Genomic DNA, 20,732 nt, shown 5'->3' on the forward strand with positions numbered 1-20,732 from the left:
GGCGGGTGACTGTCCTGGAAGGACCTCCAATGTCCGAAGCATCCGCCGTTCCCCTCCTGCGCGACGCCGCGCAGGGGCCCGGAACCGAGTTCGTCGACGCGGCGAACACCCCCGAGACCCGCGGCATCGAGCTCATCGACGACGCGCAGCGGCACGGCAGGGCCCGCGATCTGTTCTTCGTGTGGTCGGCGCCGGGCGTCAGTGTGCTGAACATCACCGTCGGCGCATCGCTGACCCTTGTGCTGGGACTCGAGATCTGGCAGGCGCTGCTGGTCGTGCTGGCCTCGAGCGTCCTGGCGATCCTGCCGGGGATCGTCGCGATCTCCGGACCGGCCGCCGGCACCTCGGGGTCTGTGATCCAGCGTGCGATCTACGGCATCCACGGCAACAAGATCGTCATCGCGTTCTACGGGTGGTTCATCTCCGGAGTCTTCCTCGCGCTGAACTGGGTCGCGGCGTCGTTCATCGGCGGTGAGCTGCTCAAGCGCTGGGGCTTCCCCGATCCGGTGCTGGCGCCGATCCTGGTGGCCGTCGTGGTCTCGGCGATCACCGTGGTCGTCGCGGTGTACGGCCACGCGCTGATCCTGAAGGCGTACATGGCGATCTCGATCGGCCTGTTCGTGATCTTCGCGCTGGTGATCGGCTTCATCGCGCCGACGCTGGACTGGGGCTTCGCGCAGCCCGCGCCGCTCGACGGGATGCCGCTGTGGGCGAGCATCACGATCGCGTTCGCCCTGATGGCGTCGTCGCCCCTGTCGTTCAGCAACAGTGCCGACATGGCCCGCTACCTGCCGCGCGAGACCAAGGCGTCCGGCATCATCGGCGCGACCGCGCTGGGGCAGCTCTTCCCCGCGATTCTGATCACGGCGTTCGGCGTCGTGCTGGGCGGCACGGTCGGGCCGGAGACGCTCGCGAACGGCATCGAGTACTCCCTGCTGGAGAACCTGCCGATCTGGCTCGCCCCGCTGTTCGTGCTCGGCGTGCTGGTGAACTGCATCTCGTTGAACGGCATGACCACCTACACGGCCAGCATGGCGCTGCAGTCGATCGGCGTTCCGATCCGCCGCATCCCCTCGGCGATCCTCATCGGCGCACTCGGCTGCGCGTTCACGATCGTTCTCGTGCTGGCATCCGATCTGATCAGCGCCGTCAACCTGATGCTGCAGTTCCTGCTGATCATCTCGGTTCCGACGATAGGCGTCTACGTCGCCGACATCGTGCTGCGCCGCAACCGGTACGACGGCGACGACCTGTTCGACGAGCGACCCGGTGGCATGTTCTGGTACCTCGGCGGATTCGGCGTCGCAGGGCTCGTCTCGGTCGTCGTCGGCGGCTTCGCCACCGCGATGTTCCTGTCCACCACGGTGTGGTCCGGCCCCTGGGGCGCGGCGCTCGGTGGCCTCGACCTGTCGGTGCCGGTCGGACTGCTCGTCTCGATCGGCCTCTACGCCCTGCTCGCCGGACGGAAGGTGCGCGCGCAGATCGGGGCGTGAACCTCCTGCATCCCGCGAGAAACCACTTCCCGCTCGAGAAACCATGTGGCGCATGGTTTCTGCGGCTGGAGGTGGTTTTTCGCTGCGGCGGCTACGGGACGATGACGAGCTTGCCGCGCGTATGACCCGAGGCGCTGGCGCGGAAGGCGTCGGGGACCTCGTCGAGGGAGTACGTGCCGGCGATCTCGACCTGGAGCGCGCCCTGCTCGACCATGGCGGCGAGGCGCGCGGTCTCGGCACCGTCGGGGCGCACCCAGATGTGCCGGCCGCCGTGCGCGACCACACCGGGGTCGGCGACGGACACCTGCGCGCCGCCCTCTCGCAGCACCGCGAGCGTGGTCTCGAGCTGGCCGCCCACGAAGTCGGCGACCGCGTCGACCGGGCCGTCGGCCAGCGCGAGCACGCGCTCGGCGAGGCCGTCGCCGTAGGTGACCGGCTCGGCCCCATAGCTGCGCAGGGTGTCGTGGTTGTGCTCCGATGCCGTGCCGATCACACGCGCGCCGCGCGCGACGGCGATCTGCACGGCGAAGCTGCCCACGCCGCCCGCCGCGCCGTGGATGAGCACCGTGCGACCGTCGAGGTCGCCGAGCGCGTCGACCGAGCGCAGCGCGGTGCCGCCGGCGAGGGGGAGTGCACCGGCCTGCTCCCAGGACAGGGATGCCGGCTTGTGCGCGACCGCGCGGACGGGCACGTCGACCCGCTCGGCGAAGGTGCCGCCGCCGACGACGTCGGGGCGCGCGTAGGCCAGCACCTCGTCGCCGACCTGGAACTCGGGGGTGTCCATGCCGACCGCGACGACCACGCCCGCGACATCCCAGCCGGGGATCACGGGGAACATCGTCGGCATGATCGGATCGAGCCCGCCGGCCATGAGCTTCCAGTCCACCGGGTTCACGCCGGCGGCGCGCACCTCGATGAGGACGGATGCCGGGGTCACCTTCGGTTCCGGGAGTTCCCGCACCTCGAGTGAGTCGAAGTCGCGGGTGAATCGGTCGTAGACGACGGCGCGCATGGGGAACCCTTCGGTCGGAGCTGTCAGACGGTGGCGGTGGTGCCCTGCAGGGCGTGCACGACGGGGGCGAGCTCGGGCTGCTCCTCGGCTTCGCCGAGAACGCGCTCCAGCGTCTCGTCGTGGATCGGATGCGCGCGCTCGTAGAGTTCCTGCCCGGCGGGGGTGAGCTCCGTGTAGATGCCGCGGCGGTCGTCCACGCACAGGATGCGGGTCAGCAGACCACGGTCCTCGAGCCGGGTCACCAGGCGGGTGGTCGCGCTCGGGCTCAGGGCGGTGGCGCGCGCGAGCTGCTGCATGCGCATGTGCCAGCCGTCCTGACGGTTCAGCGCGTCGAGCACGGTGTACTCGACGACCGAGAGTCCCTCGGCGCCCAGCGCCCGCTCCAGCTCGACGTCGATGAGGTTGTGCAGGGCGGCGAGGGTGCGCCAGCCGCGCGCCCGGATCTCGACGGCGTCATCGGCGATGCCCATCATGCCTCCAAAGTAGTTGCTTGCGCGGGATAGTTGCGTGTGCAATGATTGTGTTCATTAACGCAATATCCCGCGTTTGCAACTATCTTAGCAGGAGGCATCGGATGCCACTCGGACTTCTCGCTCTCGCCATCGGAGCGTTCGGCATCGGACTCACTGAGTTCGTCATCATGGGGCTGCTGCCCGAGGTGGCGGCCGACTTCGGAGTCACCGAGGCCACCGCCGGCTGGCTGATCTCGGGCTACGCCCTCGCAGTCGTGGTGGGCGCCCTCGGCATCACCGCCGCCACGGTCCGCCTTCCGCGCAAGCCCGTGCTGCTGGGGCTGGTCGTGCTGTTCATCGTCGGCAACGCGCTCACCGCGGTCGCGCCCGACTACGGCACAGCGCTCTCGGGCCGCATCATCGCGGCACTCTGCCACGGAGCGTTCTTCGGCATCGGCTCGGTGGTCGCGACCGGTCTCGTCGAGCCCGCCAAGAAGGCCCGCGCCATCGCGATCATGTTCACCGGGCTCACCACGGCGAACGTGCTCGGCGTACCGTTCGGCACCTTCCTCGGGCAGCAGCTCGGCTGGCGCTCCACCTTCTGGGCGATCTCGATCATCGGCGTCGTCGCGTTCCTCGGCATCCTCCTCCTGGTGCCGAGCAGCCCTGAGGGCGAGGTGCAGGTCAGCCTGCGTCGCGAGCTGAGCGCGTTCCGCTCCGGTCAGGTCTGGTTTTCGCTGGTCGTCACCGTGCTCGGCTTCGGGGGCATGTTCGGTGCCTTCACCTACATCGCCTACACGCTGACCGGGGTCTCCGGCTTCGCGGCATCCGCCGTTCCGTGGCTGCTCGTGCTGTTCGGTGCGGGACTCGTCGTCGGCAACTGGGCCGGCGGGCGCCTCGCCGACCGGTCGATCGACGGCACGATCGTCGCCTTCCTCGCCGCCCTGACCGTCGTGCTCGTGGCCTTCGGTCTGCTGGCCGGATCGCCGGTCGCGACCGCGATCACCCTGCCGCTCATGGGCGGATTCGGATTCGGCACCGTGCCCGGCCTGCAGAGCCGCATCATGAACTACGCCGGCGGTGCGCCCACGCTCGCCTCCGGCGCGAACATCGGCGCCTTCAACGTCGGCAACGCGCTCGGCGCCTGGGCCGGCGGCCTCGGCATCGCTGCCGGTCTCGGCTACACCTCGCCGATCTGGATCGGCGCCGCTTTCACCGTCGTCGCCCTCGCCGTGATGATCGTCGCCGCCGCCCTCGCCGCCCGCACCCGCACGGATGCCGCAGACGCACCCTCCCTCGACACCGGCGCGCTCGCCGCCGCCCACTGACCCCCACCCCTACCCGCGAGAAACGCCTCCGCGCCCGAGAAACGTCACCTCGCGCCGTTTCTCGCGCCGGCAAGCGTTTCTCACCGATGAAAGAGAGAGCCCATGAACGCTCAGATTCCCCAGATCACCCTCAACAACGGCATCCGGATGCCGCAGCTCGGCTTCGGCGTCTTCCAGGTGCCGGATGCCGAGACCACTGTCGCGGTGGCCGCGGCGCTGCAGGCGGGCTACCGCAGCATCGACACCGCCGCCGTCTACGGCAACGAGGCGGGCGTCGGCCGCGCGATCGCCGAGTCCGGTCTTCCCCGCGAGGAGTTGTTCATCACCTCGAAGGTGTGGGTCAGCGACCACGGCTACGACAACGCGCTGCGCGCCTACGACGAGGCGCTCGAGCGACTCGGACTGGAGTACCTCGACCTGTTCCTGGTGCACTGGCCCACCCCGGCGAGCGGTCTGTACCCCGAGACCTGGCGCGCGCTGGAGAAGCTGTACGCCGACGGACGCGTCCGGGCGATCGGCGTCTCGAACTTCGAGCCGGCGCACCTGGCGCAGATCTCGGGCGAGGGCCGGATGGTCCCGGCCGTGAACCAGGTCGAGCTGCACCCCGCTCTGCAGAACCGGGCCGTCGTCGCGGCGAACGAGGCGCGCGGCATCGTCACCGAGGCGTGGAGCCCGCTCGCCCAGGGAGCCGTCCTCGGCGACGACGCAGTGCTGGCCGCGGCCGCAGCACACGGCAAGAGCCCGGCCCAGGTCGTGCTGCGCTGGCACCTGCAGCAGGGCCGCGTCGTGATCCCCAAGTCGGTGACGCCGTCTCGCATCGCCGAGAACCTCGACGTGTTCGACTTCGAGCTGACCGCCGACGAGCTGGCCGCGATCGACGGCCTCGAGCGCGACGGCCGCACCGGCCCGCACCCGGACAGCTTCAACGGCTGAGGTCTCGAATCGCCTGAATTGCCGCATCCGGGGGTGGAAAACGGCAAGTCGCGCGATTCGAACGGGGGGGAAGGAGGCGCGGCGTCTGCGGATGCCGCGCCTCCTCTGCGTCCGAGCGCGACGCCCGCCCACGCGGTAGCGTCGACCCATGGCATCCGAAGAGCTGGTGACGCTGCTGGACGAGACCGAGGTGGTCGCGATCGTGACCCGCAAGCAGAACGGCGATCCGCTCGTGACGCCGATCTGGTCGATGGTCGTGGACGGCGTGCCCTACATCCGCTCGGCGTACGGGGAAGCCGGGTGGTGGTGCCGTCATGTGCGCGCCGGGCGCCCGGCAGCCTTCGCCATGGGCGACGGCGCCATCGCCGAGGTCGACCGTGCGGCGGCGCTCGAGCTCCCGCGCGTGGAGGTGACGCTGACCCCGATCGCCGCGGACGACGCGGTGCAGCCGGCGATCAGCACCGAGATGGAGCGCAAGTACGCCGGCGCACCGCGCTCCTCGATCGACGTGATGCTGACCGACGGCGCTCTCGGAGCGACGTTCCGCGTGAGTTGAGTCTGGCGAGCGCTCACACCGGCAGCGCGACCTCCGCCAGCCGGCGCGGCCCGGCGTAGGCGTCGATCGCGACCACCCGGTCGTCGAGCACCGAGAACGCCATCAGCGACACCGGCCGTCCGTCGACCGTGACGATCACTCCGGCGCGTCCGTCCACGACGACGGGCACCAGCACGGCGTTCGGCGTTGCGAACATCAGTGCGTTGCCGGCTACGGCCGCAGCGCCTCGGACGATCGTCGTCGCCGAGACACCGGAGTCGGCCCGCAGCACCACGCTGGGATCCAGCACGGCGACCAGCCGGTCGAAGTCGCCGGCGCTCGCCGCCGCGAAGAAGGCGTCGACCACGCGGCGCAGCACATGCGGGTCGGTCGCTCCGCCCGGACGCTCTGCCCGCAGGCGCCGCCGTGCGCGGCTGGCGATCTGCCGCGTGGCATCCGGCGTCCTGTCCAGGATCTCGGCCACCTGTTCGAACGGGATCTCGAACGAATCGTGCAGCACGAAGGCCACCCGTTCGGCCGGCCCGAGGCGGTCGATGACCACGTCGAGCGCGCTGCTCACGGCATCCGTCATCTCGGCCGCGCCGTGCGGCGTGCTCCCGGCGGGCAGCACCTGCGGCTCCGGCAGCCCCTCGTCCAGCGAGCTCTCTCCCCGCGAGGACCGCGAGCGCAGCTCGGTGAGGCAGATCCGCGACGTGATCGTGGTGACCCAGCCCGCGAAGTTCTCGATGTCGTCGTCGCCGGCGCGGGAGACCCGCAGCCAGGCATCCTGCACCGCGTCCTCGGCATCCGCGTGGGATCCGAGCATCCGCTCCGCGATGCGGATCAGGCGCGGTCGCTCGGCATCGAAACGCTCTGCGAGAACTTTCTGCTCGGACATGTCACATTCCTCTCGGTCCCGGAGTCACCTTAGTGAGTGCCGATGACGCGGCGCCCGAACCCACCGAGGAGACATCGTGAACGACATCATCACCACCCCCGCAGACCACGACGAGATCGTCGCGCACAAGGCCCGGATGCCGCACCCGGCCTTCCTGCTGGAAGGCGGGCTGGATGCCCTGACCGGGCTCAACAAGGTCGCCCGCACCGCGGGCGTGCCCGAGCCGCTGCTGCACCTGCTGTGCCTGCGGGCCAGTCAGATCAACGGATGCAGCTGGTGCGCGGTCGACCACACCCGCGAGATGATCGAGGACGGCGCGAGCCCCGAGCGCATCGCCGCCGTCGCGGCATGGCGGGATGCTCCGTACTTCACCGCCCGCGAGCGCGTCGCACTGGAGTTCGCCGAGGCGATCACGCGCCTGGCCGATCACCACGACCCGATCTCGGACGAGCTCTGGGGCCGCATGACCGAGGCGTTCGACAAGCGCCAGATCTCGGCGCTGCTGTTCGAGATCGGCGCGATCAACGTCTGGAACCGCATCAACGCCGCGATCCGCCAGCCCGCCGGCCAGCGCTGAGCGACCGGAGTCGGAGGGCTCGGGCATACTCGTCCTGACCGAGGAGATCTCATGCCCGCCGTCGACCTGAAGAAGCAGATCGAGAGCTACCGCGCCGTGCGCGGTCGGTTCCAGGTGCTCACCGTGCCGGCGATGAGCTTCCTCATGGTCGACGGCCATGGCGATCCGAACACCGCCCCCGAGTACCGCGACGCGGTGGGCGCTCTGTATCCGCTCGCCTACAGCCTGAAGTTCTTCAGCAGGCGCGAGCTCGGCCTCGACCACACGGTCATGCCGCTCGAAGCCCTGTGGTCGGCCGACGACATGGACGCGTTCACGAGCGCCAGGGACAAGAGCCGCTGGGACTGGACGGTGATGATCATGGTGCCGGACTGGATCACCGCCGAGCACGTCGAGATCGCGAGGAATGCTGTGCGCGCCAAGGCCACAGCCGCCCTCGACGCCGTCCGCTTCGAGACCTTCGACGAGGGGCTCAGCGTGCAGACCCTGCACGTCGGTCCCTACGACGCCGAGGGGCCGGTGCTCGACGAGCTGCACAGTCGGTTCATCCCCGAGAACGGCCTGCGTATGACGGGGCGGCATCACGAGATCTATCTCGGCGACCCGCGCCGCGCAGCGCCCGACAAGCTCCGCACGATCCTGCGGCAGCCGGTCGAGCGGATCGGCTGACTACAGCCCCTGCCCGGCCTCCCAGAGCCGCTCGGTCTGGCCCGCCAGCAGTGCGTCGAGCGACCCGGCCTGCGCGTCGGTGAGCGAGGCGACGTAGTCGATGATGCCGCGCCCGCGGGCCAGCCGGTCCATCCCGTCCACGATGCCGAGCCGACCGTAGTCGTCGGTGGCGAGCTCCACCAGGTCGAGCAGTCGGCGGGGAGCACGCCGCGCGTCCCGCGGGTCGTCGAGCCAGGCCGTGAAACCGTCGACCAGGCGCTCGAGCACGGTGGCCTGTCCGCGCTGATAGACCGTGAGGTCGGGGCGCTCCAGGATGAAGCGCTCGTGCAGGAACTTCAGCACCGCGACCTCGTGCCACGCGCTCCGGTCGAGGCTGACGTGCCCCGAGCGGATGTCGGGATGCCGGTGCACCTCGACGGAGGACTGCAGCCGCGCGATCCACTCGGTCGTGAATCGGGCCAGCACCCGCTCGCTTGCGAGCGAGCCGTCGAACGGCTCCGCAAGCAGTCCCTCGATGACATCGGACTTGACCTTCGCCACCGCGTCGCCGAACGCGTCGGCGTCGGCGATCCAGGCATCCTTCTCGCGCAGCCGGCGCCAGAGCAGTTCGAGCGAGTGTCCGGGAGTCCTCGTGTTCGCGGCGAGAGTCTCCGCGGGCAGGGTGCGCAGCGCGGCGAGGTCACGATGCCAGCTGCGGAACTCGGCGGCGAGCGGACCTGCGCTCAGCAGACCCGCTCGGTAGAAGTCGTCGAGATCGTGCAGCGAGTACGCGATGTCGTCCGAGATGTCCATGATCGAGCACTCGACGGTCTGCTGCCCTCGCTCGATCAGCGGGTAGGCGGACAGGGCTGCCCTGGCATCCTGCTCGTCGAGCGCGTAGAAGTTGAACTTGCTCGCACCGCCGCGGCGCGGTCCGCCCTCACCGCGCAGCCACGGGTACTTCAGCACCGCGGCGCGCACCGCGGCTGTGAGATTGAGTCCCCCTCCAGCCCTGTCGTGCTCGTCGAGACGGGTGATGATGCGGAACGTCTGCGCGTTGCCCTCGAAACCCTCGGCGAGGCCGAACCTGTCGCGCGCCAGCCGATCGAGCGTCTGCTCGCCGAGGTGCCCGAAGGGCGGATGCCCGAGGTCGTGCGCCGCGGCAGCCGCCTGCACGACGACGGGGTCGGCCCCGCCGAGTTCCGCGACGACCGCTCCGTCGGCGTCATCACGGGTGGAGAGGTGCATCGCGATGCCGCGCGCGACGGCGGCGACCTTGATCGAATGGGTGAGCCGGTTGTGCACGGCGAGCCCGGCGCCCGCCTGCGAGATCACCTGGGTCACGGCGGACAGTCGCGAGTAGTACGGCGAGAACCGGATGCGCTCCACATCGACCCGGAACTGCGGATGATGCTCCGCGAGCTGGAGCGCGTCGAGCGTCTCGGGCAGGCGTCGCTTTTGGCGCGGATCATCCGTCATCCGCCCAGTGTCGCATGCGCGTGCAGCCGGCTGAGCCGACCAACAATCACCTACGTGATTTCGTGCGCGTGGCCGAGGAACACGCTGTCGTGCGCCGAGCGCAGTCTAATGTCGGTCATGCGAGCTGCCGCGTGGCTCGTAGTGAGAGTGGAGCGTGCATGTCTGAGAGTGCTGTCCGCGGTGAGTCGCTGACGAAGGTCTTCGGAACCCGAGGCGAGGAGACCCACGCGTTGCGGGGCGTCGACGTCGCCTTCGAAGCCGCGACGATGACGGCGCTGATGGGGCCGTCCGGGTCGGGTAAGTCGACGCTCCTGTACGCGCTCGCGGGACTCGACACTCCGACCAGCGGGCGTGCCGTGCTGCTCGGCACCGAGATCGCGCAGCTCAGCCGTGCACAGCTGGCAGAGTTCCGCCGCGACCACGTGGGCTTTGTCTTTCAGCAGTACAACCTGATCCCCTCGATCACCGTGTTCGAGAACGTGGCGCTCCCGCTCCGGCTCGCGAAACGCGATGTCGATGAGGCGCACATCCGCGGTATCCTCGCCGACGTCGGGCTGGAGGGCAAGGAGAACCGCAAGCCCAGCGAGCTCTCGGGTGGCCAGCAGCAGAGAGTGGCTGTCGCCCGCGTCTTCGCCAGCCGGTCGGAGATCCTCTTCGCCGACGAGCCGACCGGCGCCCTGGACACGGCCACCGGAGCCGCCGTTCTCCAGCTGATGCGGAGGGCCGTGACCGAGCACGGTCAGTGCGTGGTCATGGCGACGCATGATCCGACGGTCGCCGCCGCCTGCGACCGGGTCGTCTTCCTGCGGGACGGGCTGATCGCCGGCGATGTGGAGCGCCCGTCCAGCACGTCGATCGCGGCGACGCTCGTCGAGCTGCGAGCGAGTGCGTGACGTGAGGGGCCTCATCGTCGCCGATCTGCGGCACTCCCTGCGCATCTGGGTGGGATCGCTCCTGCTCCTCACTGTCGTGTACCTGTGCTCCATGTGGGTGTGCGGTCTGCTCATGATCGGTGTGACGAACATCTCGATTCCGGCGATCATCGACGCGGTGTCGGGCATGGGCGACGGGGCGCCCAGTCAGGAGTTCATCGACGCCATGGTGCCGGTCGGCATCGTCAGTTCGCTCTCGGTCTGCCTGGTCGTCTTCGCCGGCATCGCCGCGATCACGGTCCGCAACATCGTCAACGCGATCGTCTATCAGCGGCGCCGCACGCTGGCGCTGTGGCAGCTCGCCGGAATGACGGATGCGCAGATGCTGAAGGTCCTTCGCGGGCAGGTCGGACTGCTCTCCGTCGCGGCGGTCGTGATCGCCGCGGTGGTCGCGATCGCCACTGCTCCGGCGATGATCGAGTTCCTGCGCTCCGGCGGCCTGATGACTGCGGAGATGGGCGGCGCCGGCATCTACATCGGCTATGTGCTGGGGGTCGTCGTCGCGGCCGTGGTCAGCGTGATCGCGGTGAACGGCGCGAGTCGCGAACTCAGGGCGATCAGTCCGCTCGAGGCGATCCGCTCCGAGGGTGTGCGGGAGCTTCCCATGACCCGGTCCCGCTGGAGCGTCGCCGGCATCCTCCTCGCCCTCGCCGTGGTCATCGCGGGCGCGGCTCTCGCGACGAAGAAGGTCGATGACGCCTCCGGGCCGGCGATCCTCGCCGGGTTCGCGGCCGTCGCCGCGTGCGCGACGGCCGGCCCTGTCGTCATCGTCGGCCTCATGCGCGCCTGGACCGGTCTGGTGCCGGCGCATCTGTCGGCGTCGTGGTTCCTGGCACGCGAGACGTTGGCGGCGGCCACCGCTCGCACGGTGGCGACGATCTCGTCGGTCGCGATCACCGTGTTCCTGTTCACCGGGATGTTCTCCCTGCTGATGACGGCCCAGCCGGGTACGGGCGGGATCGGCGGCCAGGACGTCTTCGGGTTCACGCTCATCGTCGGGTTCCCCACCCTCGTCGCGGCCACCGGCGCCGTCGTCATCGTCTTCATGGCCGGTCAGCAGCGCGAGCACGAGATCCAGCTCGCCGAACTCGCCGGGGCGACTCCCGCGCAGCAGCTCCGTCAGGCACTCTTCGAAGCCGTCATCGTCGTCGTCACCGGTGTCATCATCGGCGGCGTGCTCGCACTCGTTCCGGGGCTTCTCATCCAGCCGGCCCTGCTCGCGACCTATGGATCGGCCGGATACGCCTTCGCGTGGTTGCCGTTCCTCATCGCCGTGGGCTCGCTCCTCGTGCTGAACGTGCTCGCGACCGTGACCCCCACGCTCATCGCGCAGGGCGCGCGGGATCGCATCGTGCTGACCGCGTGACCAGGGTTCACGGAGCTGAGCGGCTGTACTCCCCATGGAGTAGTGCGGACGCATACCACGGGCGGATGCCACTGCGCAGCCCCCGCGATTAGCATCGGATCATGTCGGATCCCCAGCACGTTCCCGCGTTCGGGGACGGTGCCGCCTGGGGGCCGCCCGCGCCGGTCGCGAGGCGGATGCGGCTGGTCGGCCCGGTGGTGCTGAGCTTCCTGATCCAGGTTCCGGCGGCGGTGTGGATGTCGGTGCGTGCCGGTCACCACGCGGCGCCCGGACTTCTCTCGCTGCATCTGGTGCTCGCGATCGCCGGCCCGCTCGCCCTGCTCGCCGCGCGCAGACTCCCCGGCCCGACCGTGGCCGTCGTCGCGGCCTTCGCCCTGCTCGACGTGCTCACCACGCCCGTTCCCGGACCGCCGTACGTCGCCCTCGCGTTCGCGGTGGTCGGCGCGGTCGCGCGCGGCGCGATCGTCTGGGCGGCGATCGCCGTCGGCACGGGCTGGGCCGCCGCACTGCTGATCGGCGTGCTCATCGACCGGACCTGGTTCCCCGGAGCGATCGTCGGCGTGACCGTCGCCCTGGCGCTGTGCTTCGCGATCGGCACGATGCTGCGCACCCGCGGAGCTCGCCGCGCCGCCATGCAGGCAGAGGCGCTGCGGCGCAGGCAGAGCGCGGAGGAGCAGGAGCGGGTGCGCATCGCGCGCGAGCTGCACGATGTGCTCGGACATGCGCTGTCGCAGATGAATGTGCAGGCAGGGGTCGGGCTGCACCTGTTCGACAAGGACCCGGAGCAGGCGCGCGCCGCGCTGCAGAACGTGAAGGACACCTCGAAGCTCGCGCTGGAGGAGGTCCGCGGCGTGCTGGGCGTGCTGCGCGACGGCGAGGTGCCGCTGGTGCCGCAGGCAGAGCTCGCCGAGCTTCCGCGGCTGATCGCCGGCCTGACCGCACCTGGACTCGATGTCGCCCTCGACGACCGCCTGGGAGCGAGCGCGCCGAGCAGGGCTGCGCAGTTCGCCGCCTACCGCATCGTGCAGGAGGCGCTGACCAACATCGTCCGGCACTCCGGCGCGACGCACGCCCGTGTCGTGCTGGAGCGTCACGGTGAGCGGCTGGTCGTCACGGTCAGCGACGACGGCCGCGGCTTCGGCGGGGCCGACCCGGTGGATGCCGGGCACGGCGGCGCCCTCGGCATGCGCGAGCGCGCGGGGCTGCTGGGCGGCAGCATCCGCTTCGAGGACGGCGCGGACGGCGGCACCGTCGTCACAGCCGAGCTGCCGTGGGGGAGGGCATCATGATCCGCGTCGCGCTGGCCGACGATCAGCTGCTCGTGCGGGCAGGGTTCCGCGCGCTGCTCGACTCGGAGGACGACATCGAGGTCGTGGCCGAGGCATCCGGTGGTGAGGAGCTGCTCGCCCGCATCCGCGAGACGCCCGTGGATGTCGTGCTGATGGACATCCGGATGCCGCAGGGCGACGGCCTCTGGGCGACGGAGCAGATCGCGGCCGATCCTGCGCTCGCCGCGGTGCACGTCGTGATCGTGACGACCTTCGAGCTGGACGAGTACGTCGCCCGCGCGGTGCGCGCGGGCGCGGCGGGGTTCCTGGTGAAGGACACCGAGCCGGCCGACCTGGTGCGCGCGGTGCGGGCCGTCGCCGAGGGCGAGGCGCTGCTCTCGCCCGGTGTCACGCGGCGGCTGCTCGACCGGCTGGCGGTCGGTCTTCGCGAGCCGGATGCCGCGGCGCTGGAGGTGCTCACCGAACGGGAGCGCGAGGTGCTGAGACTGGTCGGCCTCGGTCGCACGAACGACGAGATCGCGGCGGACCTGTTCCTCAGCCCGCTGACGGCGAAGACCCACGTGTCCCGCATCCTGTCGAAGCTGCAGGCGCGCGACCGGGTGCATCTCGTGGTGATCGCCTACGAGACCGGGCTGGTCGCGCCGGGCTGGCAGTAGTACTCCCTGGGGCGTATCAGAGGTGACGCCCGCGGGCGGATTCGCTCCAGGGCCCGGATGGCGAGGCTGGATCCATCGGTCGAGACACGGCCGATGGATCGAAGGAAGGGCATCATGCTCGCAACATCGGCGGCCGTCGCCGCACACGCAGGCGTCTGGGGCGGGGCTCCGTTCTGGCCGTTCTTCTTCATCGGGCCGGTGATGTTCCTCATCATCGTGGGCCTGCTCATCACGCTCATCGTCCGTCGTCGTCGCTACTGGGGCGGCCCCTGGCAGGCCGCGCCCGGCGGGCACGCCCCGTGGGCACAGGCACAGGGGCGCAGCGCAGAGCAGATCCTCGCCGACCGCTTCGCCAAGGGCGACGTCGACGAGACCGAGTACCGCGCCCGGCTCGAGGTGCTGAGGGCCAACCGCCCGGAGGCCTGAGTCGCAGAGACAGGATGCCGCTCCCGAGAGTTCTCGGGAGCGGCATCCGCGCGTCCGGAACTCCCGGCTGATCTGCGGACTCGGGGTCTAGCATCGCGTTCGCTGACACCGGCGTCCGCCGATGCCGAACTTCACTGTCTGGAGAATCCGGATGTCCAAGAAAGTTCTCGGTGTGTCCCTCGCCATCCTCGCGACCGTCGCGACGGTCCTCGGAGGAGCGACAGCGGCAACGGCGGCTCCGCCGCCGACCTCCCCGATCCCGAACTCGTCACCGGGCTGGCTCGCCCACGGCGCCAAGGTGGGGCTCGCCACCGGCGTCGTGCAGGCGCGGGTGTATCTCGCCCCGCAGGGCGGCCTGTCCGCGCTGCAGTCCTTCGCCACATCCGTGTCGACGCCCGGGTCGGCCGCGTACCAGCACTTCCTCACGGCGGCCCAGTACCACGCGCGATTCGATGCGACGGCGACGACCGTGAACGAGGTGACGTCGTGGCTGACCGGCGCGGGCATGAAGGCGTCGGTCGATCCGCAGCACCGCTTCGTCGATGCGTCCGGTGGTGTCGGGGCGGCGAACAAGGCGTTCGGCGTGACCCTGTCGACCTACTCCCACGACGGCGAGACCGTGCGGGCGCCGTCCGGTGCGGCCAGCGTGCCGGCATCCCTGACCGGTGCCGTTATTGCGGTCAGGGGCCTCGACACGACGCCCGCCACCGTCGCGCCGCAGACGAAGAAGCCGGGACCCCCGGATGGCGGGTTCCGAAACGCACCGGTGTGCGGGCAGTGGTACGGCTCGGCGACCCCGGCGAACATGCCGACGCCCGACCACACCGCACTGCCGGCCTTCGAGGGTGCCGACCTCGCGTACTCGCCGTGCGGGTACACCGGCCCGCAGCTGCGCGATGCCTACGAGGCCGGTGCGACCGGTCATGACGGCACCGGGGTGACCGTCGCGATCACCGACGCGTACGCATCGCCGACGATCGAGGCCGACGCGAATCGGTACGCCTCCGACACCGGTGACAAGCCGTTCGCGGCCGGTCAGTTCTCGCAGAGCCTGCCGAACTCGTTCACGAACGTGAACAGCACCAAGTCGGGGCACCAGTGCGGCATGCCGGGCTGGTACGGCGAGGAGACGCTCGACATCGAGGCCGTGCACGCGATGGCACCGGGAGCGAAGGTCCGCTACTACGCCGGCAAGAGCTGCATGGATGCCGATCTGCTCGACACGTTCAACAGGATCAACGACGAGAACGTCGCGAACATCGTGACCAACTCGTGGGGCGGAGTGGGCGACGTCACCCGGCCGGCACTGCTGCTCGCCTATGAGAACGCGTTCCTGCAGGGCGCCGCGCAGGGCATCAGTTATGTGTTCTCCAGCGGCGACAACGGCGACGAGGTGACCTCCCTCGGCACCGCGCAGACCGACTACCCGGCATCCGATCCGCTGGTCACCGCCGTCGGTGGAACCTCCACGGCGGTCACCCCCGACGGGCTGGTCGGCGAGACCGGATGGCAGACGTCGAAGTACGCGCTGACAGGCGGTGCGTGGGCGCAGACCGACGCGTTCCTCTATGGAGGCGGCGGCGGATACTCGTCGAACATTCCCGAGCCGGGCTACCAGAAGGATGCCGGGATCGTCAGCCCGAACGGAGGGCGGGCGGTGCCCGACGTCGCAATGGACGCCGACCCCACCACCGGCATGCTCGTGGGCCAGACGCAGACCTTCACCGGCAAGGCCGCGTACGACACCTACCGGATCGGCGGCACCAGCCTCGCCTCGCCGCTGTTCGCGGGGATGACGGCTCTGAAGATCCAGGCGAACGGCGGCAGGGGGCTCGGCCTGCTGAACCCGCTGATCTACGGCACACAGGGCGACGGTTTCCACGACGTCACCGGTGCAGGGATCGGCACCGGTGCGATCCGGGTCGACTTCGTCAACGGCCTGGATGCCACGGGCGGCTACGCCTACTCGGTGCGCACGTTCGACAAGGCGACCACGACCCTGAAGGTCGGAACCGGCTGGGACGACGAGACCGGCTGGGGCAGCCCGCGCGCAGGCTGGATCGGCTGAGCAGGTCCCGCTGAACGAAGGATGCCGTGTGCCGAGAAGTCTCGGGACACGGCATCCATCTCTTCACGCCCGATTGCGTGCCAGCCAGGGCATGCGGAGGCGGATGACGTCATGCAGCGAGCGTCCCTCCCGCCATTCCCGGACGGTCAGCCAGATGATCACGGCGTCGAGCACGGTGAGCACGAGCACCCCGACCGAGAAGGCGAGCACGAGGTCGACCAGCTGCACGATCAGCAGGATCGTCAGCGCGCCGACGGCCCAGGGGTAGATGCGCTTCGAGCCCAGCAGCAGCGCGACCACGATCGCGACCTTCACCGCGCCGTGCACGATCAGATAGATGCCGCCGATAAGGAGAGTGCCCGTGGCGAGCCTCGCCGACTCGTGCAGGATCAGGTTGGCGATCAGATCGTGCGGGTCCTCAGCCAGCTCGCCCGAGGTCAGCGCGCGCACCAGCGAGGTCAGTTGGACGTGGGTGATGAACAGCGCGGGGATCCCGACCAGCAGTTCGAGGAGCCCGTCGAGAGCCTTGAAGAGCAGACCGATCAGGAAGACCCAGTCCAGGACCAGGTCTCGTCGTGCGCTGGACTCGCGCGATCGCATGCTCTGACTCTGGCATCGTCACGCGGAGAACGCACCGGGTTCAGCGCACCGGCGCCGGTTCGCCGGGGCAGGTCGCGAGTACGCGCGCGATCGCGTCGTGCTCGGCGGGCGTGACCCAGAGGCCGTATCGTGCCTTCACCGCGACCTGACGGGCGACGTACGCGCAGCGGAAGGCCTTGTTCTTCGGCAGCCAGGTCGCCGCATCGCCGTCGCGCTTCTGAGAGTTCGACCCGCCGTCCACGGCGAGCAGGTTCAGCGGATCGTTCGCGAGGGCCGTCCGCAGCTCGGGCGTGAGCGCCTGCGCGCCCTTCTGCCAGGCGTCGCTGAGCGCGACGACGTGATCGATCTGCACCAGTTCCGACGTGCCCTGACCGCGGACGAAGTCGATCGTCGTGCCGATATACGGATCGTGGAGGGTGCCCGCGGTCACCTTGCAGCGGCCGTCGCGGACCGGGCCGGTGAGCTGTGCGCCGAGGATGTCGTTGCGGGTGTCGCACCCGTTGTGGTCGACGTCCTGCCAGCGTGGGCCGTACTGCGCCCGGTCGTAGCCGGTCTTCGAGGCGCGACCCTTGACGGGCAGTGAGGCGAGCAGGTCGAGTGCGGAACGGGGGGTCGGGGCTGCGGAAGGCGCCGGCGGCGTGGGCGTGGGCGTGGCGAGCGGTGCGGTCGGTGCCGTCGGCGCGGGAGCCGCATCCGTCGTCTGGTCGAGGACTCCGGAAGCCAGCCCGACGACGAGAAGAAGCACGGCGACGGCGACGGTCATGACGCCGGCGGTGCGGCGGGAACGGCTTCGTGTCATCGTTCCCTGCTCATCCGGTCCAGCCTATTCGTTCGGCGCCGGCCACTCCTCCGGGAGGGTCAGCCCTGATCGCCCTGGTTCAGGAAGACGACGGATGAGTATGCCCGGCTGTCCGCCCTGGCGGTCGTCCGCGCAGGCGGAATACGATTCAGTCGTTCAACGTTGGTTGACATCGACAAACCGAGTGCAGGAAAGGTTGTGGAGAAGATGCAGAAGGTGGCTGTGCTCGGCACGGGAGTGCTTGGTTCGCAGATCATCATGCAGGCCGCATATCACGGCAAGGATGTGCGCGCGTACGACATCACGGACGAGATCCTCGCCAAGCTGCCGGCGCGGTGGGAATGGATGCGGGGGCATTATCGAACCGATCTCGCCGACTTCACGGATGAGAAGTTCGACGCGGCGATCAGCCGAATCTCCACGACCACCGTGCTCGCTGATGCTGTCGGCGACGCGGGCGTCGTCATCGAGGCCGTGCCCGAGAACCTCGAGCTGAAGAAGAAGGTGTGGGCGCAGGTCGGTGAGGCGGCGCCGGCGGGCGCGATCTTCGCGACCAACACGTCATCGCTGATGCCGAGCGCCTTCGCCGACGCGACCGGCCGCCCGGAGCGACTTGGAACGCTGCACTTCGCGAACATGGTCTGGCGCTTCAACACCGGAGAGATCATGGGGCACCCCGGCACCGACTCGGCCGTTCTCGACGCTCTGGTCGCCTTCGCGACCGAGATCGGCCTCGTGCCCTACCGCGTGCGCAAGGAGTCGCCCGGCTACCTGCTGAACGGCCTGCTCATCCCGTTCCTCGACGCCGGCGCGCGGCTCTACGTGAACGGCATCGGCTCGGTCGCCGACATCGACGGAATCTGGCGCAAGGCGACAGGTTCGCCGCAGGGCCCGTTCGAGATCTACGACGTGGTCGGATTCAACGTCGCCTACAACATCCAGGCGAACAACCCGCAGCCCAGCCCGTTCATCGAGGTGCTCAAGCGCGGCATCGACAACGGCAAGACCGGCATCGCCGACGGCGAGGGTTTCTACACCTACGACGCCGAGGGCAGGAACACCGGCGTCTCGTCGCAGTTCCCCGAGGTGTGGGGCAGCTGAGCGCGCTCTTCACCATGGCGGATGCGGCTCCCGAGAGTTCTCGGGAGCCGCATCTCAGTATTCACTGAGCCCGAGGCGGGCACGATACTGACGCCGGGTGACGGTCGCACCGCCGAGCAGGTGCGTGCCGCCGTCGACGATCAGATCCGCGCCCGTGACGCGGCGCGACGCGGGGCTGAGCAGCCAGGAGACGGCCTGGGCGATGTCGGTCGGCTCCACGAGCTCTCGCAGTGGCGTGGCATCCAGCAGGATGCCCTCGTCCTCGGGGGCGAGCCGGCCCGCGGTGTGCGGCGCCCTCGCGGCACCGTACGCCGGATAGCCGGATAGCCGGATAGCCGGATAGCCGGGTTGCGGATCGGCGGCATGGACGGAGCCGATGACCGAGATGCTGCCGCCACCACGCGGGAGGAGGGCGCGGCACCCCTCGTCGCAGCTCCCCGAGATCTAGGGCCGCACCGGCGACCTCAGTCGCCGCTGCGGGTCTCCTCCCATTCCGTACCGTGGGCGAGGGCGGCCAGCGCATCGCGCGCCATGCCGGCCCGGCTGCGGTGCACCGCCAGAGCGATGAGGTGCTCGGAGTAGACGTCGATGAGGCAGCCCAACTTGGCGAGCCGTTCGGCGACCGCTCGCCATGTCACCACCGACGGATCGGCGTCGCCGAGCCAGACGCGGAACGTGGCGAACTCGCCCGCAGCGACGAGCCGCGTCGCAACGAGGGCGCCCTCTGCTGACTGAATGAACTGGACGCGATCGTCGTATGCGAGATCCTCGGCCAGGACGGGCACGCCGCGGAGTGCGACGACATCGTCCTCGACGCGCTCAGCGTTGAGCGCTTCCCAGACCTGTTCGTCGGAGCCCTCCGAAGGAAGAGCGAACCACACCTCGACCTCATCCACCGTCGGCGGGATCGCGGCCAGCGCGCCGGCGCTCCAGGAGGTGACTCTGCTCGGATGCCGTCGATAGATGTTCACGAGGGCACCTTATCGGCGCGGGGAAGTTCGCAGTCTCGCTATTTAGCTTGAGTGCTATATTGCAAACATGACCGATGAGGTGAACAGCGTCTTCGAGGCGCTCGCGCATCCGACGAGACGGCAGATCCTGCAGGATCTGAAGGACGGCGAACAGGCCGCGGGTGAGATCGCGGCGCGGTTCGCCGTGAGCGGGCCGACGATCTCGCGGCATCTGCGTATCCTCCGCGGCGCGGGCCTCATCGCCGAGCGGCGCGACGCGAATCGCATCCTCTATTCGCTCGCCGAGGAACGCCTCGCGCTGTCGGTCGGAGATTTCCTCTCCACGGTCTGCCCAGAGCAGATCGTGCTGCGCGAGGTGCGGCGCCGGCGAAGCCCGGCATCCGGTGAACCGGCGGCGGTGCAGCCATGACCGTGGTGCGCGGGGTCCGCGCGCACCTGCGCCGCCGGCTGCTGGTCAGTTATCGGATCGACCCGGAGGTCGCGCGGGCGATCGTGCCGGCGCCGTTGCGCCCGCAGCTGGTGGCAGGTCACGCGCTCGGCGGGTTCTGCGTGCTGGGCCTCGACGCGATACGGCCCGCGTGGATGCCGGGGCCGCTCGGCCTGCGCTCGGAGAACACCGCGCACCGCATGGCGGTCGAGTGGGATGAGGACGGCGAGACCCGCACCGGCGTGTACATCCTCGAACGGCACAGTACGGCCTGGCACGCGGTGCTGTTCGGCGGCCGGCTGTTCCCCGGTGTGCACCGGCACGCGCGCTTCACGATCGACGAGAGCGGGGACCGGTACGCGCTGACGATGGATGCCGGTGACGAGATCCTCGAAGCCGACGTCGAGGTCGGAGGGGAGTGGGAGAGCGACTTCTTCCCCACCGTGCAGGCCGCATCGGACTTCTACCACTCCGGACGGATCGGCTGGTCGCGCGGGACGGACGGCAGCACCCTCGAGGCGGTCGCGCTCGCCGCGGACGGCTGGAGCGTCGAGCCGGCACAGGTCCACAGCGTGCACTCCTCGTTCTTCGAGTCTCTGCCGGCAGGATCGGCTGTGTTGGACCACGTGGTGGTCATGCGCGACCTGCCGATCCGGATGGATGCGCCTGGCGGGCCGGCGCTCGCCGCGGTGCTCGCCCCGAGCGCCGGCCGCTGACGCTACCTCCCCTCGTCGTCCGTCCG

At 69.8% G+C, this 20,732-nt stretch carries 23 protein-coding genes; 15 read left to right on the forward strand and 8 right to left on the reverse strand.

What is annotated here, in order from left to right:
- Positions 1-29 precede the first annotated feature (29 nt).
- A complete protein-coding gene (locus tag ACFVDO_RS11090; RefSeq protein WP_378858368.1) occupies positions 30-1,493 on the forward strand; it encodes a purine-cytosine permease family protein in 1,464 nt (487 codons plus the stop codon).
- A 91-nt stretch (positions 1,494-1,584) separates the two neighbouring features.
- Here ACFVDO_RS11090 and ACFVDO_RS11095 read toward each other — a convergent pair whose 3' ends face one another.
- Positions 1,585-2,505 carry an NADP-dependent oxidoreductase gene (locus ACFVDO_RS11095; RefSeq protein ID WP_378858367.1) on the reverse strand — a complete coding sequence of 307 codons (921 nt, stop codon included), beginning with the start codon at positions 2,503-2,505 and terminating at the stop codon, positions 1,585-1,587.
- Between the two features lie 23 nt (positions 2,506-2,528).
- Entirely contained in the window at positions 2,529-2,975 is a 447-nt protein-coding gene (locus ACFVDO_RS11100) for a MarR family winged helix-turn-helix transcriptional regulator (RefSeq protein ID WP_378858394.1), read from the reverse strand.
- A 104-nt stretch (positions 2,976-3,079) separates the two neighbouring features.
- Between ACFVDO_RS11100 and ACFVDO_RS11105 the strand changes: the two genes are divergently transcribed.
- From ACFVDO_RS11105 to ACFVDO_RS11115, 3 genes are all read left to right on the forward strand, one after another.
- Positions 3,080-4,285: an MFS transporter gene (locus ACFVDO_RS11105; protein WP_378858366.1), complete on the forward strand. Its 1,206-nt coding sequence runs from the start codon at positions 3,080-3,082 to the stop codon at positions 4,283-4,285.
- Positions 4,286-4,387: 102 nt separating this feature from the next.
- Positions 4,388-5,218 (forward strand): aldo/keto reductase, encoded by an 831-nt coding sequence (locus ACFVDO_RS11110; RefSeq protein ID WP_378858365.1) that lies wholly within the window; start codon positions 4,388-4,390, stop codon positions 5,216-5,218.
- A 148-nt stretch (positions 5,219-5,366) separates the two neighbouring features.
- Positions 5,367-5,774: a DUF2255 family protein gene (locus tag ACFVDO_RS11115; RefSeq protein WP_378858364.1), complete on the forward strand. Its 408-nt coding sequence runs from the start codon at positions 5,367-5,369 to the stop codon at positions 5,772-5,774.
- 13 nt (positions 5,775-5,787) lie between these two features.
- Here ACFVDO_RS11115 and ACFVDO_RS11120 read toward each other — a convergent pair whose 3' ends face one another.
- Positions 5,788-6,651: a sigma-70 family RNA polymerase sigma factor gene (locus tag ACFVDO_RS11120; RefSeq protein ID WP_378858363.1), complete on the reverse strand. Its 864-nt coding sequence runs from the start codon at positions 6,649-6,651 to the stop codon at positions 5,788-5,790.
- Positions 6,652-6,727: 76 nt separating this feature from the next.
- Here ACFVDO_RS11120 and ACFVDO_RS11125 point away from each other — a divergent pair, with 76 nt between their 5' ends.
- Together ACFVDO_RS11125 and ACFVDO_RS11130 are read left to right on the forward strand one after the other, a co-directional pair.
- Positions 6,728-7,228 (forward strand): carboxymuconolactone decarboxylase family protein, encoded by a 501-nt coding sequence (locus tag ACFVDO_RS11125; RefSeq protein ID WP_378858362.1) that lies wholly within the window; start codon positions 6,728-6,730, stop codon positions 7,226-7,228.
- 51 nt (positions 7,229-7,279) lie between these two features.
- The gene (locus ACFVDO_RS11130) at positions 7,280-7,897 is read left to right on the forward strand and encodes a GyrI-like domain-containing protein (protein ID WP_378858361.1); all 618 of its coding nucleotides are present in this window, start codon (positions 7,280-7,282) and stop codon (positions 7,895-7,897) included.
- Here the strand turns inward: ACFVDO_RS11130 and ACFVDO_RS11135 are convergent, their stop codons facing one another.
- Positions 7,898-9,355, reverse strand: coding sequence for a deoxyguanosinetriphosphate triphosphohydrolase family protein (locus ACFVDO_RS11135; protein ID WP_378858360.1), 1,458 nt, complete (start codon positions 9,353-9,355; stop codon positions 7,898-7,900). It lies immediately after the preceding gene.
- Between the two features lie 158 nt (positions 9,356-9,513).
- On the opposite strand from ACFVDO_RS11135, the gene ACFVDO_RS11140 reads away from it, so the two are divergent.
- The 6 genes from ACFVDO_RS11140 to ACFVDO_RS11165 all read left to right on the forward strand — a co-directional run bounded on the left by ACFVDO_RS11140 (position 9,514) and on the right by ACFVDO_RS11165 (position 16,092).
- A complete protein-coding gene (locus tag ACFVDO_RS11140) occupies positions 9,514-10,248 on the forward strand; it encodes an ABC transporter ATP-binding protein (protein WP_378858359.1) in 735 nt (244 codons plus the stop codon).
- Positions 10,241-11,653: an FtsX-like permease family protein gene (locus ACFVDO_RS11145; protein WP_378858358.1), complete on the forward strand. Its 1,413-nt coding sequence runs from the start codon at positions 10,241-10,243 to the stop codon at positions 11,651-11,653. Before ACFVDO_RS11140 ends, ACFVDO_RS11145 begins: the two co-directional genes overlap by 8 nt.
- Positions 11,654-11,754: 101 nt before the next feature.
- Positions 11,755-12,942, forward strand: a complete 1,188-nt coding sequence (locus tag ACFVDO_RS11150; protein ID WP_378858357.1) for a sensor histidine kinase — start codon at positions 11,755-11,757, stop codon at positions 12,940-12,942.
- Entirely contained in the window at positions 12,939-13,598 is a 660-nt protein-coding gene (locus ACFVDO_RS11155) for a response regulator (RefSeq protein ID WP_378858356.1), read from the forward strand. Before ACFVDO_RS11150 ends, ACFVDO_RS11155 begins: the two co-directional genes overlap by 4 nt.
- 114 nt (positions 13,599-13,712) lie before the next feature.
- Complete coding sequence (locus ACFVDO_RS11160) at positions 13,713-14,024, forward strand: SHOCT domain-containing protein (RefSeq protein WP_198346557.1); 312 nt, start codon at positions 13,713-13,715, stop codon at positions 14,022-14,024.
- 151 nt (positions 14,025-14,175) lie between these two features.
- Positions 14,176-16,092, forward strand: a complete 1,917-nt coding sequence (locus ACFVDO_RS11165; protein ID WP_378858355.1) for a protease pro-enzyme activation domain-containing protein — start codon at positions 14,176-14,178, stop codon at positions 16,090-16,092.
- 63 nt (positions 16,093-16,155) lie between these two features.
- Here ACFVDO_RS11165 and ACFVDO_RS11170 read toward each other — a convergent pair whose 3' ends face one another.
- Positions 16,156-16,692, reverse strand: a complete 537-nt coding sequence (locus ACFVDO_RS11170; RefSeq protein ID WP_378858354.1) for a DUF2127 domain-containing protein — start codon at positions 16,690-16,692, stop codon at positions 16,156-16,158.
- A gap of 40 nt (positions 16,693-16,732) precedes the next feature.
- A complete protein-coding gene (locus ACFVDO_RS11175) occupies positions 16,733-17,491 on the reverse strand; it encodes an HNH endonuclease family protein (RefSeq protein WP_378858353.1) in 759 nt (252 codons plus the stop codon).
- 207 nt (positions 17,492-17,698) lie between these two features.
- Here ACFVDO_RS11175 and ACFVDO_RS11180 point away from each other — a divergent pair, with 207 nt between their 5' ends.
- Positions 17,699-18,592: a 3-hydroxyacyl-CoA dehydrogenase gene (locus tag ACFVDO_RS11180; protein ID WP_378858393.1), complete on the forward strand. Its 894-nt coding sequence runs from the start codon at positions 17,699-17,701 to the stop codon at positions 18,590-18,592.
- A gap of 54 nt (positions 18,593-18,646) precedes the next feature.
- On the opposite strand, the gene ACFVDO_RS11185 is transcribed toward ACFVDO_RS11180, so the two are convergent.
- Positions 18,647-19,036, reverse strand: coding sequence for an SDR family oxidoreductase (locus ACFVDO_RS11185; protein WP_378886865.1), 390 nt, complete (start codon positions 19,034-19,036; stop codon positions 18,647-18,649).
- A 20-nt stretch (positions 19,037-19,056) separates the two neighbouring features.
- Positions 19,057-19,563 (reverse strand): DUF4265 domain-containing protein, encoded by a 507-nt coding sequence (locus ACFVDO_RS11190; protein ID WP_378858352.1) that lies wholly within the window; start codon positions 19,561-19,563, stop codon positions 19,057-19,059.
- A 67-nt stretch (positions 19,564-19,630) separates the two neighbouring features.
- Between ACFVDO_RS11190 and ACFVDO_RS11195 the strand changes: the two genes are divergently transcribed.
- Together ACFVDO_RS11195 and ACFVDO_RS11200 are read left to right on the forward strand one after the other, a co-directional pair.
- On the forward strand, positions 19,631-19,972 hold the full coding sequence (locus ACFVDO_RS11195) for a metalloregulator ArsR/SmtB family transcription factor (protein ID WP_378858351.1): 342 nt from the start codon (positions 19,631-19,633) through the stop codon (positions 19,970-19,972).
- A complete protein-coding gene (locus ACFVDO_RS11200; RefSeq protein WP_378858350.1) occupies positions 19,969-20,706 on the forward strand; it encodes a DUF2071 domain-containing protein in 738 nt (245 codons plus the stop codon). The genes ACFVDO_RS11195 and ACFVDO_RS11200 overlap by 4 nt, the downstream gene beginning before the upstream one ends.
- Positions 20,707-20,732: the final 26 nt, after the last annotated feature.

This window comes from Microbacterium sp. NPDC057741, assembly GCF_042798735.1.
In the GTDB taxonomy this organism is placed as follows: Bacteria; Actinomycetota; Actinomycetes; order Actinomycetales; family Microbacteriaceae; genus Microbacterium.